Genomic DNA, 19,011 nt, shown 5'->3' on the forward strand with positions numbered 1-19,011 from the left:
TTATTCAGTAAAAAAGGTGACCAAAAGACAATTGCATTCTTTTAGGTCACCTACTATAACTTTCTTTTTATTCTGTAACAAAAGAATCACGAACTCTTTTCCAAAATGGGAAAGGTCTAAAACGAGCAAAACGAATTCGTTCATCTGCCACTCTGAATTGAATCGATTTTACCTCTTTATGCAAAAGACTTAAATGGTCAATTGTAATTTGAAAATCATCATTTGTTACTGGTTTCATCATACAGGTATGATGACCTGGCAGTATTAGAGGAGATCCAATTGTACGGAACACTCTATTATTGATTGAAGCCATTTCCGTCAATTGCACAGCAGGGATGGAAGGATGAATAATAGCACCACCAAGGGCTTTATTATAAGCAGTACTGCCTGAAGGAGTAGATACGCACAAACCATCTCCTCTAAACCTCTCAAAGGATTGCCCTCTAATTTCTACGTCCATCACCAATGTACTCCCCACACTTTTAACAGTTGATTCATTCAAGGCTAAATATTTTGACTCTCTGCCACCGTGACTGTATCGAACAGTAACCTCCAGCAGTGGGTACTCAACAGTTTGGTAAGGCGTCTTAGCTATAGCATTAGCTAGCTTTGTAATCTCTTCAGGTCTCCAGTCAGCGTAAAAACCTAAATGACCCGTATGTACACCTATAAATGCTGTTTTATCAAGACGTGAGCTATAACGATGAAAGGCATATAACAATGTTCCATCACCGCCGACAGATATAACAACATCAGGTTGATCCTCATCATAAATAACACCCAGACTATCCAATTGATCCTTCACTTGCTCCATAAAATGATTGGATTTGGTATCTCCTTTAGACGTAACTGCATATTTCATCATAATCCCCACCTGTAAAGTGTTATTTCCCCCTCTTCTTAAAGACATATTGCTGCGCTTCCTGGATTTCCATTTTGATCTGTGTCATTTCTTCATCCATATGGAAAGCTGCTTCAGCTAATCTCTCTAAGCGATTGCGTAATGTTTCCGGGAACTGTCCGTTATACTTATAATTAAGTGAATGCTCTATCGTAGCCCAGAAATTCATGGCAAGGGTACGAATTTGTATTTCCGCTAATATTTTTTTCTCTCCGTGAATCGTTTGAACCGGATATTCAATAACTACATGATACGAACGGTATCCACTTGCTTTTTTATTTGTAATATAGTCTCTTTCTTCAATAATTACAAAGTCAGTTCTTTGTCGTAACAGCATAACTACCTGTTTTATATCATCCACAAATTGGCACATAATTCGAAGACCGGCTATATCCTGTAATTCCATTTCAAGTCTTTCCTCAGGAATTTGCTTTTGGTAAGCCTTATCCAGGATACTCGCGATCGGTTTAACGCGACCTGTAACAAACTCTATTGGTGAATGTTCTTTTTCTAAGTCACATTGGGTTCTTATACCCCTTAATTTGATCTTTAACTCATCAACCGCCTGTTTATAGGGGGCTAAAAATTCATCCCATTTTCTACTCATGGATTCCACCACCTGAAATACTTTTCAATATTCTTGTTATTGAGAGCAAGGGAAAACTCAGAATCGAAGACATTATCATGTATTAGTATGTATTTTATGAATTAATCGTCTTTATTCAACCATGCTAATGAATACATTTAGTACTAATTATTACCCTAAATTGCTCAAACCCATTTTAACACAAAGATTATACGGATATCTAAGATTGATGTTATCTATTCAAAAAGTCATAATAGTTATACATAAGTTTATCATGGAGGAATGTACATATGAGCGAACAAATCGAAATTGAATTCAAAAATTTGCTGACATTTGAGGAATTTAACCACCTCATGCAACGTTTTAAAATAAAGCCAGAACATTTTACAGTACAAAAAAATCATTACTTTGACACAGTTACATTTGACTTAAAAAAATATACCTCAGCTTTACGTATACGTGAAAAAAATTCATCCTATGAGATGACCCTTAAACAGCCTCTTGAAAATCAAAAAGGCTTATTGGAAACTAACTGGGATATAGACTCTGATACAGCTAATAAAATCATAAAAGATGGTGGTATCCCTGATAGCAAAATCTCTGAAAGAATTAAAAATCTAAAAATCAACCCACAAGAAATTCGTTATTTTGGTACCTTGACAACGAAACGGGTTGAGCTTCCTTATAAGAGCGGCCTGCTCGTTTTAGATAATAGCTCCTATTTCCAAATAGAGGATTATGAGGTAGAATTTGAAGTGGACAACTTTGATCAAGGAAAGAAAGAATTTGACCTGCTTTTATCAGAATCTGGCATTCCGTTTCGTCCAACTGAAAATAAAGTTCAACGTTTTTATAATCAAATGATACTATACCTTACTAAGGAGTGAACATAATGAACGTAGGAGACATCAATACGATTATTCAGCTTCAAGCTCTCGGATCCCTGAGGCCAACAGATAGTAATTCTGTAACTCAGGCACCTTCTTCTGCCAATTTATTTCAGGCTCTGCTGAATGAAGTTCTTTCATCCGTCAGCCATCCTACGAATAATGCACTTGCTGCCAATCCGGGATTAGGTACATTGGCTACTATAATCAACAGCAGCATTCCGTCTTCTCCGTCCATTGCGTACAATCCAGTCCCAATTACTAATCAATCAACTACTGGTACAGCAATTATGAATCAGAATACAGAATACGATGACATTATAAAAGAAGCTTCCAATAAATATCACGTCCCTGAAAAATTAATCAGATCCGTCATACAGCAGGAAAGCGGCTATAATTCAAATGCCATTAGCTCAGCCGGGGCATCAGGCTTAATGCAGCTAATGCCCAAAACGGCTTCATCTCTTGGCGTAAACAATATCATGGACCCCTATGATAATATTATGGGTGGAACCAAGTATCTTAAATCCATGATGACTAAATATAATGGAAATATCGAATTGACCTTAGCTTCTTATAATGCAGGTCCAGGAAATGTTGATAAATACGGTGGTGTACCGCCTTTTAAAGAAACGCAAAACTATGTAAATAAAGTCATGACTTCCTATTACGCATAAAATAACCAAACCTGCAAAACTGTTCATAAAATGAACAGTTTTTTATTTCCCCTTATATATGCAAATTGAAGAACTATCAATAACCTTCTACTAAGCTTCTCTGCTAGCATCTACCCTTCAAAATCTTATAAAATCAGGAAAAAAAGCAGTATATTGGATAATTCAAGTCTTGCTTGTTAAAATTATTCTTATCAACTCATGGAGGGAGAATAATGTATGGCAGAAAATCCAACTCCATATGATGCATTAGGGAAAGAGCGGTTATCTGAATTAATAGATGCATTTTATGATCATGTGGGTTCGCATCCGTTGCTAGCTCCTATTTTTCCAGATGATCTTACAGAGACAGCTCGTAAACAGAAACAATTTCTTACTCAGTTTCTTGGTGGACCTTCTTTGTATACTAAGGAACATGGTCATCCCATGCTGAGAGCAAGACATCTTGCTTTTGAAATTACACCTATGCGTGCAAAAGCCTGGCTGAGCTGTATGGAGAAGGCTATGGATAGTATTCAGTTAGATTCTCCTTTAAGAGAGTATCTGCTGGGCAGACTTACCTTAACAGCTGAGCATATGATAAATACAAACGATATCCAGCAAAAAGGTGATAGTTATGAATAAGCATGACTCTTCAATTCCAAAATGGCAGGATTGGCTGTCTGTCCATCAATATTTTAAACCGTTGGAAAAACCATTAGAAATCTATTTATTTATAGATCCTACTTGTTCAATTTGCTTTGAGCTGGAACGAATTATAAAACGACTGAAATTAGAATATGGACATTACTTTGCTTTAAAGTATGTGTTTAGCAAAAAAGTGGAAAGAAAGCATACAAATGCTAAGCACCCATTTCCATCATTCCTTTCAGCTGCAAACAGGTCGGGTATTTCCTGTGATGATAATATCTGGATCAACAATCCTGAAAGCTCGTTATATATCACCCCTATCGCGATTAAAGCTGCAGAAATGCAAGGAAAGAAGGCTGGATATCGTTTTTTTAAGAAAATTCAGGAGGCTTTATTTCTTGATCAAAAAAGTGTATCGAATTGGCATACATTGTTAGCCTGCGCTCATAAAGCCAAGATAGATTGTGATGAGTTTTCACGTGATATCAATTCAGAAAGTGCCATAAAAGCTTTTCAATGTGATTTAAAAATCTCATCAGAAATGGATGTCACTGACCTGCCTAGCCTGGTCTTCTTTAATCAAAAGATGGAAGATGAAGGTATAAAGGTAACAGGGGCTTACCCTTATGAAGTTTATGTTCAAATACTTGAGGAGATGTTAGGATTTCCGCCTAAAGCACAATCACTCCCCTCTTTAGAGGACTGTATTAAGGATTTTCAAATTATTAATACTCATGAGATTACATTTATTTACCGAATGGATAAGCAAGAAGTTGAAAGGGAAATGAAAAAATTACTCTTGAAGCGTACGGTTGAGAGGATACCATCATCCAACATAACGTATTGGAGATATGCAGAAAACGATTAAAAACCGTCATTATAATTATTATCCTAGAATATTTTTCCGTATAAATAAGAATAAGACTCTGTAATCGGACAGAGTCTTATTCTTCATACGAACAAAGGGGATGGGAGAAATTTTTCACGGTCAAACAAAGGGGTAAATGTTTGCTAGTGATCAACTTCACAATAGTAATATAACAAATTCTCTTCACATATGCAAGCACTTTGTTCATTAATTCACATTTCTGACATTTTTACTGCATACTTGGTTATCCTCTGCCATATTCTTTAGAAATCAGTACAAATTATCTTATGTAATAAAGGATGATTTCTATGAAAAAAATTTATATTTGCAGTTTAATCCTATTAGTTTTATTTTCTATTCCCCTGCAGCTGTTTGGGATTATGCGGATCATTCCTCTCTATGTATCGTCACCTATTTTGTTTCTCTCTTTTTTCATCTTTATCTATAGTCTTGGTTATCAAAAAAAATTCAAGGGATTCTAAAAGCCTTAAGTTGGCCTAAAACTACCGGTTATAGTTATAAATTAAAGTGAGAGCTCGCAGAAAATTGGCGAGTTCTCTTGATTGGCCTGCACTTACTTTTAGAGTTTAAGATTCTGTAATAGTATCCAATAACTCAATAATTAGATTATCTTTATTATTCCAACTATGATACCTCTCTAAATGCCATTTATCTAATTGTCTTTCATATCCGTTTTTTTCAATCCAAGCGTGTAATCTTGCATATGTATCTCTAATACTATAATTAGCTCCATTATGTTTGCCTACAGCATATCTTTGAGGCGGAATCGTTAAGTAAACCATATCATCCGGTATATCCTCGTACTCGTTAACTTGAACACATATCCAATAACCATCTTCAGTTTCTGAATAGTTATCAACAACAAATGCCCCATATTGTACAGATGAATTGGTAACCTGTTGAATTTCATTCATACGTTCATTAAGAAGTTGTGCTGCTTTTGGAATTTCATTTAGATATTGTTCGCTATCGCATAAAACTCGAAAACCTACTAATTTAGTTTCACTAAGATCCTCAATTTTTGGATTGTGTAAAACTTTTTCCTCCAAGGGTTATTTCCCTCCTCTAGAGTTACTAGTACTGGAATCATTAAGTTTAATTTCAGCATTTAATTCCATTTTAAAAAAACCGCCCCTTAAAAGTTAAATTGGTGTCTAACTTCTAAGGGGTGGTTTAAAAAATCCTCGAATTATTTTTATTTATCTAAAAGAGCTTCCAGCTCATTTAATTTATCCTCAAAAACTTTACAAGCTTCTTCAACCGGATTCGGTGAAGTCATGTCTACACCTGCTTTTTTAAGAACCTCAATTGGGAAATCACTTGAGCCTGCTTTTAGGAATTCAATATAGCGCGTAACAGCCGGCTGCCCTTCCTCTAAAATCTGTTTACTTAACGCTGCTGCTGCACTGAATCCAGTTGCATATTGGTATACATAATAATTGTAGTAGAAATGAGGGATTCTTGACCATTCCAAACCAATCTCCTCATCAATAACAATATCATCACCAAAGTATTTTTTATTAAGCTCATAATATTTTTGTGTTAGGCTTTCAGCAGTCAGAGCTTCTCCATCCTGTGCCATCTTATGAATAATGTGTTCATACTCCGCAAACATCGTCTGACGGAATACTGTTCCTCTAAAACCTTCAAGATAATGATTTAATAAATAAATTTTCTTGCTCTCATCATCTATTGTTTTAAGCAAATAATCATTCAACAGGGCTTCGTTTGTAGTAGATGCTACTTCAGCTACGAAAATCGAATAATTACCATATGGATATGGCTGATTTTTGCGTGTGTAAAAACTGTGTACAGAATGGCCGAATTCATGAGCTAATGTGAAAAGATTATTCACATTATCCTGCCAGTTCATTAGAATATATGGATTAGTTCCATATGAACCTGAGGAGTATGCGCCGCTTCGTTTACCGCGATTTTCGTGAACATCTACCCAACGGTTTTCGAACCCTTCTTTTAATACATTGATGTATTCCTCACCTAAAGGCTCAAGCCCTTTTAGAATATATTCTTTAGCCTCATCATAGGAAATATCCATCTTCACGTCTTTCACTAAAGGTGTATATAAATCATACATATGCAATTCATCCACACCTAAAAGTTTTTTACGAAGCTTCACATAACGGTGTAGTAAATGCAGATTGTTGTGAATGGAATTGATTAGATTTTCGTATACGGTTTCCGGAATATTATTATTGCTTAAAGCTGCATGTCTTGCAGAATCATAATGACGTACCTTTGCATAGAAATTATCTTTCTTCACTGTCCCGGATAATGTACTTGCGAACGTATTTCGGTACTGTCCATATGTCTTATACATCGCTTTAAAGGCTTCCTCACGAACTCTACGATCACTGCTCTCCAAAAATCTGCTGTACCTTCCATGAGTCAGTTCAACCTCTTCCCCGTTCTCATCTTTAATTGTAGGAAAACGAAGGTCGGCATTATTTAACATGCCAAAAGTATTGGATGCAGTTCCCATCACTTCTGATGCCTGAGCCAATAAAGCCTCTGCCTCTGCTGATAGAACGTGGGGTCTTTGCAGATTGATCTCTTTTAAAGTTTGTTCATATAAGGAAAGCTCCTTTTTCTCTTGCATGAACCGATTAATTGTTTCTTCTTTAATTGCAAGGATTTCAGGTAAAATATACGAAAAAGCACTGGCAGCCTGAGAATATAAATTCCGGGCGCGGTCGTCCATTCCCTGATAAAATGTATTACCGGTATCCTGGTCATATCTCATGTGAGAATATGTATATAAACGTCCAAGTCTTTCAGTAATCATATCCTGAAATTGCAAAGCCTGCCATAAGGTATCAGCACTCTCATCTAATTTCCCTCTATATTGATCGCCTTTTGGCAATTCAGCCAAAATGCCCTTGAACTCCTTCTCCCATGCTTCATCGCTTGGGAAGATATCCTCCAGTCTCCAAGTATCTTCTACAGGTATATCTTTTCTTTCAGGTAATTGTTTAATATCTGCAGCCATGCAGTTCCCTCCAATCATTTGCTTCTTTCATAAAGTTCTTCATAATACCTTTAATTCCCTTCATAAAAATCGAATAACCTCAATTTGATTATCTCTTCAAAATGATCGTCTAAAATGAAGTCTTCTCTTATTATATAATGATTTACATCTATTTTTTCCAAATAATCAATTTTTTCAAGGAATCTCAGATATTCTTTCAATGCGGTAAATATATCCTGGCTCATTAAAGGGCATTGATTTAAAATTATATCCTTCTTCTTTATTCTTTCCAAAAATCTTGACCGAATCCATGCTTCACTGATTCTTCCATGCAGGTTAAAGCAATTCAGTAAATCGATATAGATTAATCCTTGCCAGACAGTCGCCGGCATTCCATACATACAGCCGCTTAACAATGGAACACCAACAAATTCAGGGATTTTAAACGGAGATATCCCAACCTGATATAATTCTTTAATCAGCTTACTTTGCAAGCCTTTAAAACGGATTTCATTCATAAGTTGCAGAGTACGTTTTTTAAACCAATCGTTTAAATAAGGGATTTCTTGCTTGGGTGGAGATAAGATACTTTCCAGATCCATTCCCTCAGATAACAATACCATCTGACCGAAGCATTGTTCTATTGAGACAGGTATAATATTCACAAATGCCAGTATGGAATTTGCTTGCTTGGGGTTGTGAAAGAGGAGAAAAGGTGATGAAGATTTTCTAAGAGCAGATTTAAGGAGTGAATTTAGCCTCCACAGATAAACTCCGTTTCTTTTAATGAAGTGGCTGTGAAAAATCCAGATAGGCACAACATCTGCATCCAAGTATCCTTTTGTTCTTTTCAAAAATAACTCTTCATGAATAGACGAACATTGATATTCGATTGCATAATATTGATTTTTCCTCTTTACATAAATGTCAGGTCTTTGCTTTATGATAGCTATATATTTCTCCAGTTCAACATCCAACTGACAGCTTCTTAACCAACGGTATAAATTATTTTTCCCTGATAGATGATCTGCTGTTTCAGATTCAGTTGCTGCTTGGCAATTCCCCTTTGTTTGATGAGCAAAATGGGGAATCGTCCGCGGGCCGGAACGGTATATCACACGTTTCCGGCAAGCAGGACAGCGATACTCTTCCTCGTGTCTCTTTATAATTTGGTTGGCATGAATTTGTTTATCTTCTTTATTAATTGCAACCAGCATGTACAGGCTCCTTTTCCTATAGGATACCTATCAAATTCTCGTTATCTATTTAATAAACCTTCATTCTAAATGAACTCTATATGTCCATCTGTTGAACTTTTCAACTAGGCGGAGCTTTTTCATCATAGCATCGGTGATAGTAGTCTAAATAATGATTCCATCATTCTCATACCGAAATGTCTACCTTTAAATACCTCAATATGCAGCTCATTCGAAACTAATAAGTCATGTAGATAATCATTTACTAATGTTTGTACACTATCGGTCTTATAGAGAAACGCATTGACTTCAAAGTTCAAGTGAAAGCTTCTCATATCCATATTTGAGGTACCTATAGATGCAAGTTCTCCATCTACAATGATGATTTTTGAATGCAAGAAACCCTCACGATATTCATAGACTTTAACTCCTGTCTCCAATAAATCAGGATAATAGGACCTCGAAGCATGGAAGACAATTCTCTTATCCGGATTACTAGGTACTAATAAGCGAACATCAATACCACTTAGAGCAGCAATTTTCAAGGCAGAAAATATGTCTTCATCTGGGATAAAATAAGGGGAGGCAATCCAAACTGATTTTTTTGCCGAAACAATCATAGAAAAGAATATATTTTTAATGGTACTGTATTCATTATCAGGCCCACCTGCAATTATTTGTACTCCCCCATGATGCCCTTTTTCATGATCTGTTGTTACAGGAGCAAGATACTCATCTGTTAAGAAACTGTGATTGGTCATGTAATACCAATCCTGCAAAAAGATTAATTGTAAACTGCGGACTCCTTCTCCATTTAACCTCAAATGGGTATCACGCCAAAATCCAAAGTTCTCATCTTTACCCAAATATTCATTACCGATATTTAAACCACCAACAAAGCCAATATCTCCGTCCACTACAACAATTTTTCGATGGTTTCTAAAGTTAAATTTATTATTTAAAAAGGGGAGCTTAACAGGGCCAAACGCCACTACCTCAATCCCCCATTTTCTCATTTCCTTAATATATTCCCCTGAAAGAGTCCATGATCCGACTGCATCATAAAGAAATCTAACTTTCACCCCGTTTTTCGCTTTATTAATAAGTATGTCTTTAATTTCATTCCCCAAGGTATCATGGCGAATAATATAATATTCCATATGTATGTGATGTTTTGCTTGCAATAAAGCTTCTTTAATAGAATTAAATGTTTCTTTTCCATTTGTAAGAACTTTAGTCTCCGTAGATAAAGAGATAGGGGTGTTGGCAATCTGATCAGCTAGATTAAACAATTGGCTATAATCATGATTCTCATTATCTAATCTTAATAATCTTTTCTCACTTTCCCCTGTAATATCCATATACTTTTGCTTATCTAAAAAATATTTTTTCTTAAATATCTTTTCTTTTCTAAAATTCCTTCCAAATAACAAATAAAACAAGAATCCAACTACCGGAAAAGCACCCAAAACGATTAACCATGCTAGTGTCTGTGCAGGATGACGATTTTCCAGGAAGATAATAAATCCAATAAAAACAACAGTTATTGTAAATAATATACTTCCATATTGAATATAATCCCCATCGAAATTTTTCTGATATATAAATCCCACAATCCCTAAAATTGCGATAAATAAAAGAACATTAATAAAATTCTTCATAATCCTCACCTTATCCATTTTTCATTGAAAACTTTCATTATCTATACCCCAATATGGTCTGAATGACGCAAACCCTCGATTAGTTTTTCAATCACACTTTCTAAATAGGGGGTCCTCAATGTGGTGATTCCAGACCAATTTAAGAACTAAAAAGCCGACTTCCAAGTGGAAATCAGCTTTCAATTAATGAGTATTAAGAAAAGTATTGGCTTACAGTCGAGAATACATCTTTAGGTATAATGACTTTTCCATATTCTTCAAGACGATGGATTGTAACAGGAGATTCATCAGCATATTCAAGTATAATTGATAGCTTATTATCAATCTCTTCTTCCACAAACTCTCCATCTGGAAATTCTACATACAAATAATATATATTTTCAAAGGAGTATAACTTGGTCACAACTCCTTGAATTCCGTTCGTTTTACTTAATGCAATGACATCTTCAAAGTCTTTAAATGAAAGGACAAATTCCAATGTATCATCCTCTGTTATTTGCTCATCTATTGCTTGGTTAGTTTGAAAATGCTCTTCAAGCATAGACTCTATCTTCACATCAACGGAATTGGCGGGATCATCAATTGGCAAATCGAATTTATGGCCATCCTTGGATAGATGCGCTCGAGTAACTAAAATCTCCAACCCTTTTTCAAGTGCTTGGATTTGAATCCAAAGTGGGCCTTCAACAGTAAAATCCTCTTCTTCATGCACTTCATCCATCATTTCCCAGAAAAGTTCCTCACTTCGATCACGATTATACCAGATCTCTTCTCGATCGAAGCCTCGCTTTTCAATATCCCCATATGAAATGTAGAATTTTACAGTATTCTCATTAATACGTTCGATTTCCATGATTCACTCTCTCCCTTCTGGTTTGAGGTAATTGAAGGGATATACCCCCAAACTAGGTTGTTATATCTTTTCCCTGTTTTTAAAAATGTTAATCATGGATGTTCTTTTTATAAAGCAGGTGGTAGTTATATTTTATGATAAATAGTAAATAGTGGGAAACAAAAAGCCTATATTTCATAAAATAATTATGTCTAATAATTTAAGATACACCAAAACCCCCTTCGCTGTCCAGGAAGGGGGTTTATGAACAATATAAAAATTAATTAACTAAGCGCTGTGCTTCTCGAAGTTGAAATGTTCTTACTTTACGAGGTAAAAATCGTCTGATTTCATCTTCGTTGTAACCAACTTGCAGACGTTTTTCATCAATGATAATTGGTCTTCTTAATAATCCGGGATTCTGTTGGATGATATTAAACAATTCCTGTAAAGGTAAATTATCAAGATTTACATTTAACTTTTGAAAAGTTTTCGAGCGTGTTGAAATGATTTCATCGGTACCATCTTCAGTCATACGTAAAATCTCTTTTATTTCATCAAGACTTAATGATTCAGAAAAAATATTACGTTCTTTATATGGAATATCATGTTCTTCTAACCAAGCTTTTGCTTTTCTACATGACGTACAGCTAGGTGATGTGTAAAGTGTAACCATTCCCTGTCACTCTCCCTATTCTTTAAGTTCCCTTATCCCGTTAGAGCTATATATTTAACATTTCACAATGCTTATGATACTATCTAAATTAAAATAATTATAATTAAGGAACATATAAAATTATTATACATGATTAATAATGGAATGTGTAGAGATTTTTTAGAAAATGTTTCCGGGTTTACTAAACATTAACCTTACTATCATATTATTGAAATAATTGTTATATTACTCCATTCCTTTGCCCTATTTCATTTGGCCTGTGTCTCTTTTTTTAAATAATTTCTATTATTTATATACCCTAGAGCGAAGCCGTTAAACATTTGAGGTAAAAAGAAAACAAGCTGAAGTTAAATCTTCAGCTTGTTATTTCATCTAAAATATCACATTTATTTTCTTTTATTTTCAAGGCTTTCTCAGTTGGCCGGTATTTCCCTCCATATAATTCTTCATCCTTATAAGTATGCAAATCACGATAGATTTCTTTCATTCCATCTAATACCTCTTGATCCATATGCTTATCTGCTTCCGGACTCCAATAAAGAATCTCCAATTCTACATCTTTATTTGTAGCGAGTGAATTTTTAACATAGGAGACGGTATGCGCATGCTTAAAACCCTCTCGTTTATAAAATCGTAATCTTTTCTCTGAATCCTCTTCCGACTCATTTATCGGCTCTACTTCTAAAAAGATTGGTTTTCCCTTCAATTTCAGTTTGTCCAAAACCTTTTTTCCTGTACCATTTCCTCTTGCATTACCCATCACATATAAGTAATCAACAAAGATAAAGTTCTCTTTCTCTGCATATAATAAAATATGATTTTTCCCATTATCAAGGAAGTAGTCCTTTTGGCCATGATTTAACAGCATGTTTATATGTTCTTCTGATTTCATTTCCTCTTCCGGAAAATATTCACGCAATCTTTTATACCAACTCATCTGATGTATCTGCTCCTTTGTTTATCTAGTTCGTATCTAGTAATTTTGATTTTACATTCATACATATTCTTATAGGTTGTAAATGATAGGTGTTACCTATCTCATGGATTAATAGTTTAGAACAAGCATCCTGCCTATTCGCATGATTTTTTCTATCTTCTAAGGTGATATATTTTATTAAATGTATAAAATTTAGCAACCAAGTTACCTTTTCCCTTTTCTCCCACTTCTTAATCTATTACAATAAAAATGTAAAGAAATTTACACAGTCGAAATATAAAAGGAGGAACGAATGAGCGAATATATCCTTGATTTTATATTGGTATCCTTTTTAATTATTGGTCTAACTGCTTTTATGGGTCCATTAACAAATGGTATTGGAAATCTGATTTTCGGCAGGCACAAGCGTTCTGAGTTTGTGATACAAACGAACAGATCAACAACCGGATTTAATAAGGTTGGCGGCAAGAAAAACAAATAACCATTTCAATTTCTTAACCTTCCTAACAGAGCTGTATTCGCGTAGCGAAATAAACTGCATAATCATCACTGGCTTTAAACATTATTATAAATGGCGGATGCAGCCAGTATTCTACTTCTTAAGAACCTGTTGATAAAATTCCCCAAATTATACATTACTAACAAAAATTCTCACCCGATTGGAGTATGAAATAAGCTAAAGAAAAGGATTGGCTTTTTTTAGCCAATCCTTTGTTTCAGCTTATATGATTTTATTATTGTTTATAGTCTACTCCGGAGGTATAACGGTTTCCTGAGTTCCATAATAAATACTCATTGATTCCTTCTTCTTTTAACGCTCTAATTTGATCTTCTACTTCTTTTTTTCCGTATTGCTTATAATTTCCTTTACCTAGCCATGGTGCCGTAAAATCCTGAATCCAAGGCCTGGAGATTGGCGGACTCTCTAAACTGCTCAATTTTTTATTCTCTAGTTTTGCGTATTCTTTTACAAGTTTATATGGTTCTAAATCTGGCTTGGCAATTCCAAAATAGGATGTCCAATGACTCGGATAGATCATAGAAGAAATGACATCAACATGCTCAGATATCTTAGAGAAGTTTTGTCCTATCCCAGGCGCTTCTGGAAGAGTAGCAGAGTAGCCAAAAATATCAACTGATACCTTTACTCCATATGGCTCTAATTCACTCTTAGCATACTCTACAAAGTCTGTAACAGCATTTACTCGATGCTGAACATTATCTACAGCTTTATCTCCGTAATTACCCACTGAGTATTTCAATTCTTTATCGCGATTCTCAAATCCTTCGGGAAAGCGAACATAATCAAATTGAATTTCCTGAAAACCCATTTCAGCTGCTTCTTTTGCAATCTCAACGTTATATTCCCATACATCTTTTACAAATGGGTTAACAAATGATTCTCCTCTGCCATTTTTCCATACTTCTTTTCCATCTAAAAATGACCATTCAGGTTTTTTATTTGCCAAATAACTATCCTTAAAAACCGTCACTCTGGCAATCGGATAAATTTCTCTTTTTTCCATATCCTTTAATAATTTATCTGGATCTTTAATTAGATTTGTTCCAGCTTCAGCATATGGCTTAGATGCATCTGGTTTATAGGTTAATTTACCGAAGTCATCTTTTATATCAATCACCATCGCATTCAAATCTGTTGTATCCACTAATTTTGCCAGTTCTTTATATTTACTGCCCCCTGCAGAATTTCCTGTCACATAAATGCCTCTTACTGCATCAGGATATGTAAATGAATATTTCGATTCTTTTATAAATCGTTGCATCCCCTCAGGAAGTTCCTTGTTTTCTAGAACAATACTCTGTCCACTATGTAGTAAAAACTCTTTTTCAGCCTCTGTAGCAGCATATGATACCTCTGTAAACAGTGTCCCTATCATTAGGATTGACATTAACACTGCCATTTTTTTAACCAATTTCATCCCCCACATCACTCCTTCATGTCACTATTATTATACCTCCTATAAATATGAAAAAACATCTCACTTCCCTCTTTTTCCAAAAATACATCAAAAAGGCTATCCACAGAAGGATAACCTTTTTGCTACATATTCCAAATAAGACTCGTGAACCACAAACGGTTCATACTAATTTTTTTTGATATATGTTTTTTTATATTGCTCAAATTCATTTAATGAACACAATACATGATGTCCTGGTGCAATCTCACGCATTTCTAGTTGTTCATTTTCATCATAACCATGAACGTCCGGATTATACGGTTTTCTTCTACGCGTGCGTTCACTTTCCGGATCCGGCAGAGGAATCGCAGAAAGTAGAGATTGTGTATATGGATGCATTGGGTTTTTATATAGATCTTCACTGTCTGCAACTTCTACCAATTTACCATAATACATAACACCAATACGGTCACTGATGTATTTCACCATTGACAAGTCATGCGCGATGAACAAATATGTTAACCCTTTTTCTTTTTGAAGCTTTTTCAGAAGGTTAACAACCTGTGCCTGAATGGAAACATCAAGCGCTGAGATTGGCTCATCGGCAATAATAAATTCAGGATCCACTGCGAGTGCACGGGCAATCCCAATCCTTTGACGCTGACCACCAGAGAATTCATGCGGATAACGACTCGCATGCTCACGGTTAAGTCCAACCGTTTCAAGAAGATCGTATACGCGTTTCATACGTTCTTCCTTATTTTTCGCTAATCCGTGTATATCAATGCCTTCAGCAATAATATCGCCCACAGTCATACGAGGATTTAATGAAGCATAAGGATCCTGAAAGATCATTTGCATACCTCGGTTAAATTGCTTTAGATCCTTACCTGATTTTCTGCCATGGACTTCTTTCCCTTTAAAAATGACTTCTCCGCCACTCAAATCATATAAACGGATAATGGATCGCCCTGTTGTAGATTTGCCACATCCAGATTCTCCCACCAGACCGAATGTTTCACCTTTATAGATTTCAAAAGATACATCGTCCACCGCTTTAACCATATTCGGTTTACCAACATTAAAATATTGTTTAAGTCCTTTGACTTCGATAATTTTTTCTTTTGTAGCCATATTAGTTAACCCCTCCTACTTGTACAGGTTTTTCAAAATTGGAGGCCATATGGCGAATACGCTGTTGGACTAACTCCGGTGGATTTACTTTTGGTGCATCAGGATGTAGGAGCCAAGTTTTTGCAAAATGAGTATCTGAAATCTGGAACATAGGCGGTTCCTTTTCATAATCAATTGCTAAAGCATAGGGATTCCTTGGTGCAAATGGACACCCCTTCGGTGGATGAATCAAATCCGGAGGAGTACCAGGAATCGCTGTAAGCTCAACATCCCCACTATTATCTAGGCTAGGCATTGAGGATAATAGCCCCCATGTATACGGATGGCGCGGATCATAGAAAATTTCATCTACCGTTCCAGTCTCAACAATTTGTCCTCCGTACATAACCGCTACACGATCAGCTACGTTCGCAACAACTCCTAAATCATGTGTAATAAAGATAATGGATGTATCAATTTTATTTTGTAAATCCTTCATTAATTCTAGTATTTGGGCCTGAATGGTAACATCCAAGGCTGTTGTTGGTTCGTCTGCAATCAGCACTTTTGGATTGCATGAAAGAGCAATCGCTACAACTACACGCTGTCTCATTCCGCCTGAGAATTGGTGAGGATATTGGTTCATACGAATTTCAGGCTGGGCAATCCCTACTAATCTTAAAAGCTCGATAGCTCGCTCACGGGCAGCTGCTTTGCTTAAATTTTGATGCTTGATTAACCCTTCCATAATTTGCTTACCGACTTTCATGGTTGGGTTTAAAGAAGTCATCGGATCCTGGAATATCATTGACATTTCTTTACCGCGAATTCGTTGCATTTCTCTTTCAGTCATTTTAACAAGGTCACGATTTTCTCCAAAAAGTATTTGTCCCTCTTTTATACGTCCTGGAGGATTCGGAATTAATCTCATTAATGCCTTTGTTGTAACGGATTTTCCGGAACCGGATTCTCCAACAATTGCCAATGTTTCTCCTTTGAACAAGTCAAAACTAACTCCACGTACAGCTTTAACCTCACCACCATAGGTATCGAAGGAGACATGCAAATTTTTTACTTCAAGTAATTTCTCCATTATAATTCTCCTTCCCTATTATTTTCGCATTTTTGGATCAAGCGCATCACGGAGACCATCAGCCAATAAGTTAAAGCTTAAGATTAGTATACTGATAGCTAAGGATGGAATGATCAATAAATATGGATATGATTTTATATATCTAAAACCGTCATTTACTAAAGAACCCAAAGAAGCTTCAGGTGCAGCAATTCCCAGACCAATAAAGCTTAGGAATGCCTCGGTGAATATGGCTCCCGGAATTGTAAACATCGATGTAACAATAATGGGTCCTAATACATTTGGTAGTAAATGCTTGAATATTAAGCTTCTATTTGAAGCACCTAGCGTTTTCGAAGCCAAAACATACTCTTGATCTCTTAATTTCAGGAATTGCCCCCTAACCATCCGAGCCATTCCTATCCAACCGGTTATAACCATGGCGAGTGTAATCGAAATTACCCCAGGTTTTTCGAAAATTAGGATCATTAAAATAACAACAATTAGATATGGAATACCGACGAGCACTTCAATAATACGCTGCATGACAGCGTCAATTCTGCCTCCAAAGAAACCGGATATCCCTCCATAGGTTACACCAATGAAAAACTCAATTACGGCTGCCAATATAGCGATATACAAGGAAATCCTTGCGCCGTACCAAACCCTTGTCCATTGGTCACGCCCTAAATCATCTGTACCAAACCAGTGATATCTGTCTTCAATACCATTTTTTTCATAGACATTCACACCATTTTTATCTGTACCATCAAATGGAAGCCAGCTGATATTTTCCAACCCCTGAACACGAGGCGGCAATTTAGAATTTGCTATGTCCTGTTGCTTATATGTGTAACCAGACGTCATTGGTGCAAAGATTGCTAAAAGACCGAAGATCACAACCATGACAAGTCCAAAAATTGCACCTTTATTTTTAAGTAAATGTCTCCATGCATCCTGCCAAAATGTTAGGCTGGGGCGAACGATTTTCTCTGCTTCATGAGATTCTTGCCCTACAACCTTAAATAATTCTGGAGAAAGGTTTTCTGTCTTTAGATTATTTTCCATTATTTTTTCCCCCCAGCAAGGCGGATACGAGGATCAACAATTCCATACATGATGTCCACCAAGAAGATTACAAGAATAAATAGTGCACTATAAAAAATCGTAGTACCCATAATGGTTGGATAATCATTCATATTAATAGAGTTAACAAATTGTTCCCCTAATCCAGGAATAGCAAAGATTCGTTCAATTATTAGTGTTCCAGTCATAATATTGACAGCCATTGGTCCAAGAATCGTAATAATTGGAATCAATGCATTTCTTATACCATGCTTAAATACTACAGCTACACCAGATAAACCCTTTGCTTTTGCAAGAGTAATATAATCCGATCCCATAACTTCTAGCATTTCAGACCTCATAAAACGAGCGATGCTTGCTATAACCCCAGCGGAAAGCGCCAGTGTTGGCAAAATCGTATATTCGAATCCATCCCAGAAAGCAACCGGGAAGATTTGATTTTCAACGGCTAAGAAATACTGTAAAAATCCTGCAAAAACGAAGGATGGGATCGAAACACCCAGGACAGCAATAACAGTGGCACCATAATCTATCCATGTATTATGACGCAGTGCAGCAGCTATTCCTAACATTAGGCCAACAATCGTTCCAAACAGCAAAGCTTGAAAACCCAGATGGGCAGAATTTGGAATCCGTGTAGCAATTAATTCTGTAACCGGTCTGTTGTCATATTGGAAAGAAGTACCTAAGTCCCCTTTAACTAAATTTGTCATATAAGTGACATACTGCTTCGGCACTGGGTCATTCAGTCCATATTTTTCATAAATAATCTCTTTTTGTTCAGCAGTAAGCTTTTCCTGATTTTTCAGCGGAGATCCCGGCAGCATTTTCATCAAGAAAAAGGTAGCAGTTGTAATAACAAATAAAGTAATAATCATATAGAATATCCGTTGTAATGTATATCGCAGCATTATTAGCCCCCCTTTTTCAGTTTTTGGCAATTGTTTTTCTATTCTGAATTTTCTC

20 protein-coding genes are annotated in these 19,011 nt (G+C 35.9%); 6 read left to right on the forward strand and 14 right to left on the reverse strand.

The genetic code is table 11. The annotated features are described in order from the left end of the window. Positions 1-67: 67 nt before the first annotated feature. The gene (locus AC4G3N_RS12735) at positions 68-862 is read right to left on the reverse strand and encodes an NAD kinase (protein ID WP_066102367.1); all 795 of its coding nucleotides are present in this window, start codon (positions 860-862) and stop codon (positions 68-70) included. Between the two features lie 22 nt (positions 863-884). Further along, the gene (yjbM, locus tag AC4G3N_RS12740) at positions 885-1,508 is read right to left on the reverse strand and encodes a GTP diphosphokinase (protein WP_139891424.1); all 624 of its coding nucleotides are present in this window, start codon (positions 1,506-1,508) and stop codon (positions 885-887) included. A gap of 269 nt (positions 1,509-1,777) precedes the next feature. Between yjbM and AC4G3N_RS12745 the strand changes: the two genes are divergently transcribed. From AC4G3N_RS12745 to AC4G3N_RS12765, 5 genes are all read left to right on the forward strand, one after another. Next, complete coding sequence (locus AC4G3N_RS12745; RefSeq protein WP_140461160.1) at positions 1,778-2,374, forward strand: CYTH domain-containing protein; 597 nt, start codon at positions 1,778-1,780, stop codon at positions 2,372-2,374. A 5-nt stretch (positions 2,375-2,379) separates the two neighbouring features. After that, positions 2,380-3,051 carry a lytic transglycosylase domain-containing protein gene (locus tag AC4G3N_RS12750; protein ID WP_066101424.1) on the forward strand — a complete coding sequence of 224 codons (672 nt, stop codon included), beginning with the start codon at positions 2,380-2,382 and terminating at the stop codon, positions 3,049-3,051. Between the two features lie 216 nt (positions 3,052-3,267). Next, positions 3,268-3,672: a globin domain-containing protein gene (locus AC4G3N_RS12755; protein ID WP_139891425.1), complete on the forward strand. Its 405-nt coding sequence runs from the start codon at positions 3,268-3,270 to the stop codon at positions 3,670-3,672. Continuing rightward, positions 3,665-4,546, forward strand: a complete 882-nt coding sequence (locus AC4G3N_RS12760) for a ClpXP adapter SpxH family protein (protein WP_066101430.1) — start codon at positions 3,665-3,667, stop codon at positions 4,544-4,546. The genes AC4G3N_RS12755 and AC4G3N_RS12760 overlap by 8 nt, the downstream gene beginning before the upstream one ends. A gap of 308 nt (positions 4,547-4,854) precedes the next feature. Next, a complete protein-coding gene (locus AC4G3N_RS12765; protein WP_490551928.1) occupies positions 4,855-5,028 on the forward strand; it encodes a hypothetical protein in 174 nt (57 codons plus the stop codon). Between the two features lie 105 nt (positions 5,029-5,133). On the opposite strand, the gene AC4G3N_RS12770 is transcribed toward AC4G3N_RS12765, so the two are convergent. From AC4G3N_RS12770 to AC4G3N_RS12800, 7 genes are all read right to left on the reverse strand, one after another. After that, on the reverse strand, positions 5,134-5,616 hold the full coding sequence (locus AC4G3N_RS12770; RefSeq protein ID WP_066101433.1) for a GyrI-like domain-containing protein: 483 nt from the start codon (positions 5,614-5,616) through the stop codon (positions 5,134-5,136). 146 nt (positions 5,617-5,762) lie between these two features. Next, positions 5,763-7,574: an oligoendopeptidase F gene (gene pepF / locus AC4G3N_RS12775; protein WP_066101435.1), complete on the reverse strand. Its 1,812-nt coding sequence runs from the start codon at positions 7,572-7,574 to the stop codon at positions 5,763-5,765. 50 nt (positions 7,575-7,624) lie between these two features. Continuing rightward, the gene (locus tag AC4G3N_RS12780; RefSeq protein ID WP_066101438.1) at positions 7,625-8,770 is read right to left on the reverse strand and encodes a competence protein CoiA; all 1,146 of its coding nucleotides are present in this window, start codon (positions 8,768-8,770) and stop codon (positions 7,625-7,627) included. A gap of 122 nt (positions 8,771-8,892) precedes the next feature. Then, a complete protein-coding gene (cls, locus tag AC4G3N_RS12785; protein WP_491090312.1) occupies positions 8,893-10,410 on the reverse strand; it encodes a cardiolipin synthase in 1,518 nt (505 codons plus the stop codon). A 193-nt stretch (positions 10,411-10,603) separates the two neighbouring features. Beyond that, complete coding sequence (gene mecA / locus AC4G3N_RS12790) at positions 10,604-11,263, reverse strand: adaptor protein MecA (RefSeq protein WP_066101444.1); 660 nt, start codon at positions 11,261-11,263, stop codon at positions 10,604-10,606. A gap of 259 nt (positions 11,264-11,522) precedes the next feature. Continuing rightward, complete coding sequence (gene spxA, locus AC4G3N_RS12795) at positions 11,523-11,918, reverse strand: transcriptional regulator SpxA (protein ID WP_066101447.1); 396 nt, start codon at positions 11,916-11,918, stop codon at positions 11,523-11,525. A gap of 355 nt (positions 11,919-12,273) precedes the next feature. Continuing rightward, positions 12,274-12,855, reverse strand: a complete 582-nt coding sequence (locus tag AC4G3N_RS12800; RefSeq protein WP_491090313.1) for a GNAT family N-acetyltransferase — start codon at positions 12,853-12,855, stop codon at positions 12,274-12,276. 292 nt (positions 12,856-13,147) lie between these two features. On the opposite strand from AC4G3N_RS12800, the gene AC4G3N_RS12805 reads away from it, so the two are divergent. Further along, complete coding sequence (locus tag AC4G3N_RS12805) at positions 13,148-13,336, forward strand: hypothetical protein (protein ID WP_066101454.1); 189 nt, start codon at positions 13,148-13,150, stop codon at positions 13,334-13,336. A 253-nt stretch (positions 13,337-13,589) separates the two neighbouring features. On the opposite strand, the gene AC4G3N_RS12810 is transcribed toward AC4G3N_RS12805, so the two are convergent. The 5 genes from AC4G3N_RS12810 to opp3b form a co-directional block, all read right to left on the reverse strand. Next, entirely contained in the window at positions 13,590-14,777 is a 1,188-nt protein-coding gene (locus AC4G3N_RS12810) for a putative glycoside hydrolase (RefSeq protein WP_375138407.1), read from the reverse strand. Positions 14,778-14,960: 183 nt separating this feature from the next. Then, a complete protein-coding gene (locus AC4G3N_RS12815; RefSeq protein ID WP_066101457.1) occupies positions 14,961-15,908 on the reverse strand; it encodes an ABC transporter ATP-binding protein in 948 nt (315 codons plus the stop codon). Position 15,909: 1 nt separating this feature from the next. Then, positions 15,910-16,980, reverse strand: a complete 1,071-nt coding sequence (locus AC4G3N_RS12820) for an ABC transporter ATP-binding protein (protein ID WP_066101460.1) — start codon at positions 16,978-16,980, stop codon at positions 15,910-15,912. Between the two features lie 18 nt (positions 16,981-16,998). After that, the gene (opp3C, locus tag AC4G3N_RS12825) at positions 16,999-18,027 is read right to left on the reverse strand and encodes an oligopeptide ABC transporter permease (protein WP_066101462.1); all 1,029 of its coding nucleotides are present in this window, start codon (positions 18,025-18,027) and stop codon (positions 16,999-17,001) included. Further along, the gene (gene opp3b, locus AC4G3N_RS12830) at positions 18,027-18,956 is read right to left on the reverse strand and encodes an oligopeptide ABC transporter permease (protein WP_066101463.1); all 930 of its coding nucleotides are present in this window, start codon (positions 18,954-18,956) and stop codon (positions 18,027-18,029) included. Before opp3b ends, opp3C begins: the two co-directional genes overlap by 1 nt. Positions 18,957-19,011 lie beyond the last annotated feature (55 nt).

The organism is Bacillus sp. z50 (assembly GCF_058313585.1).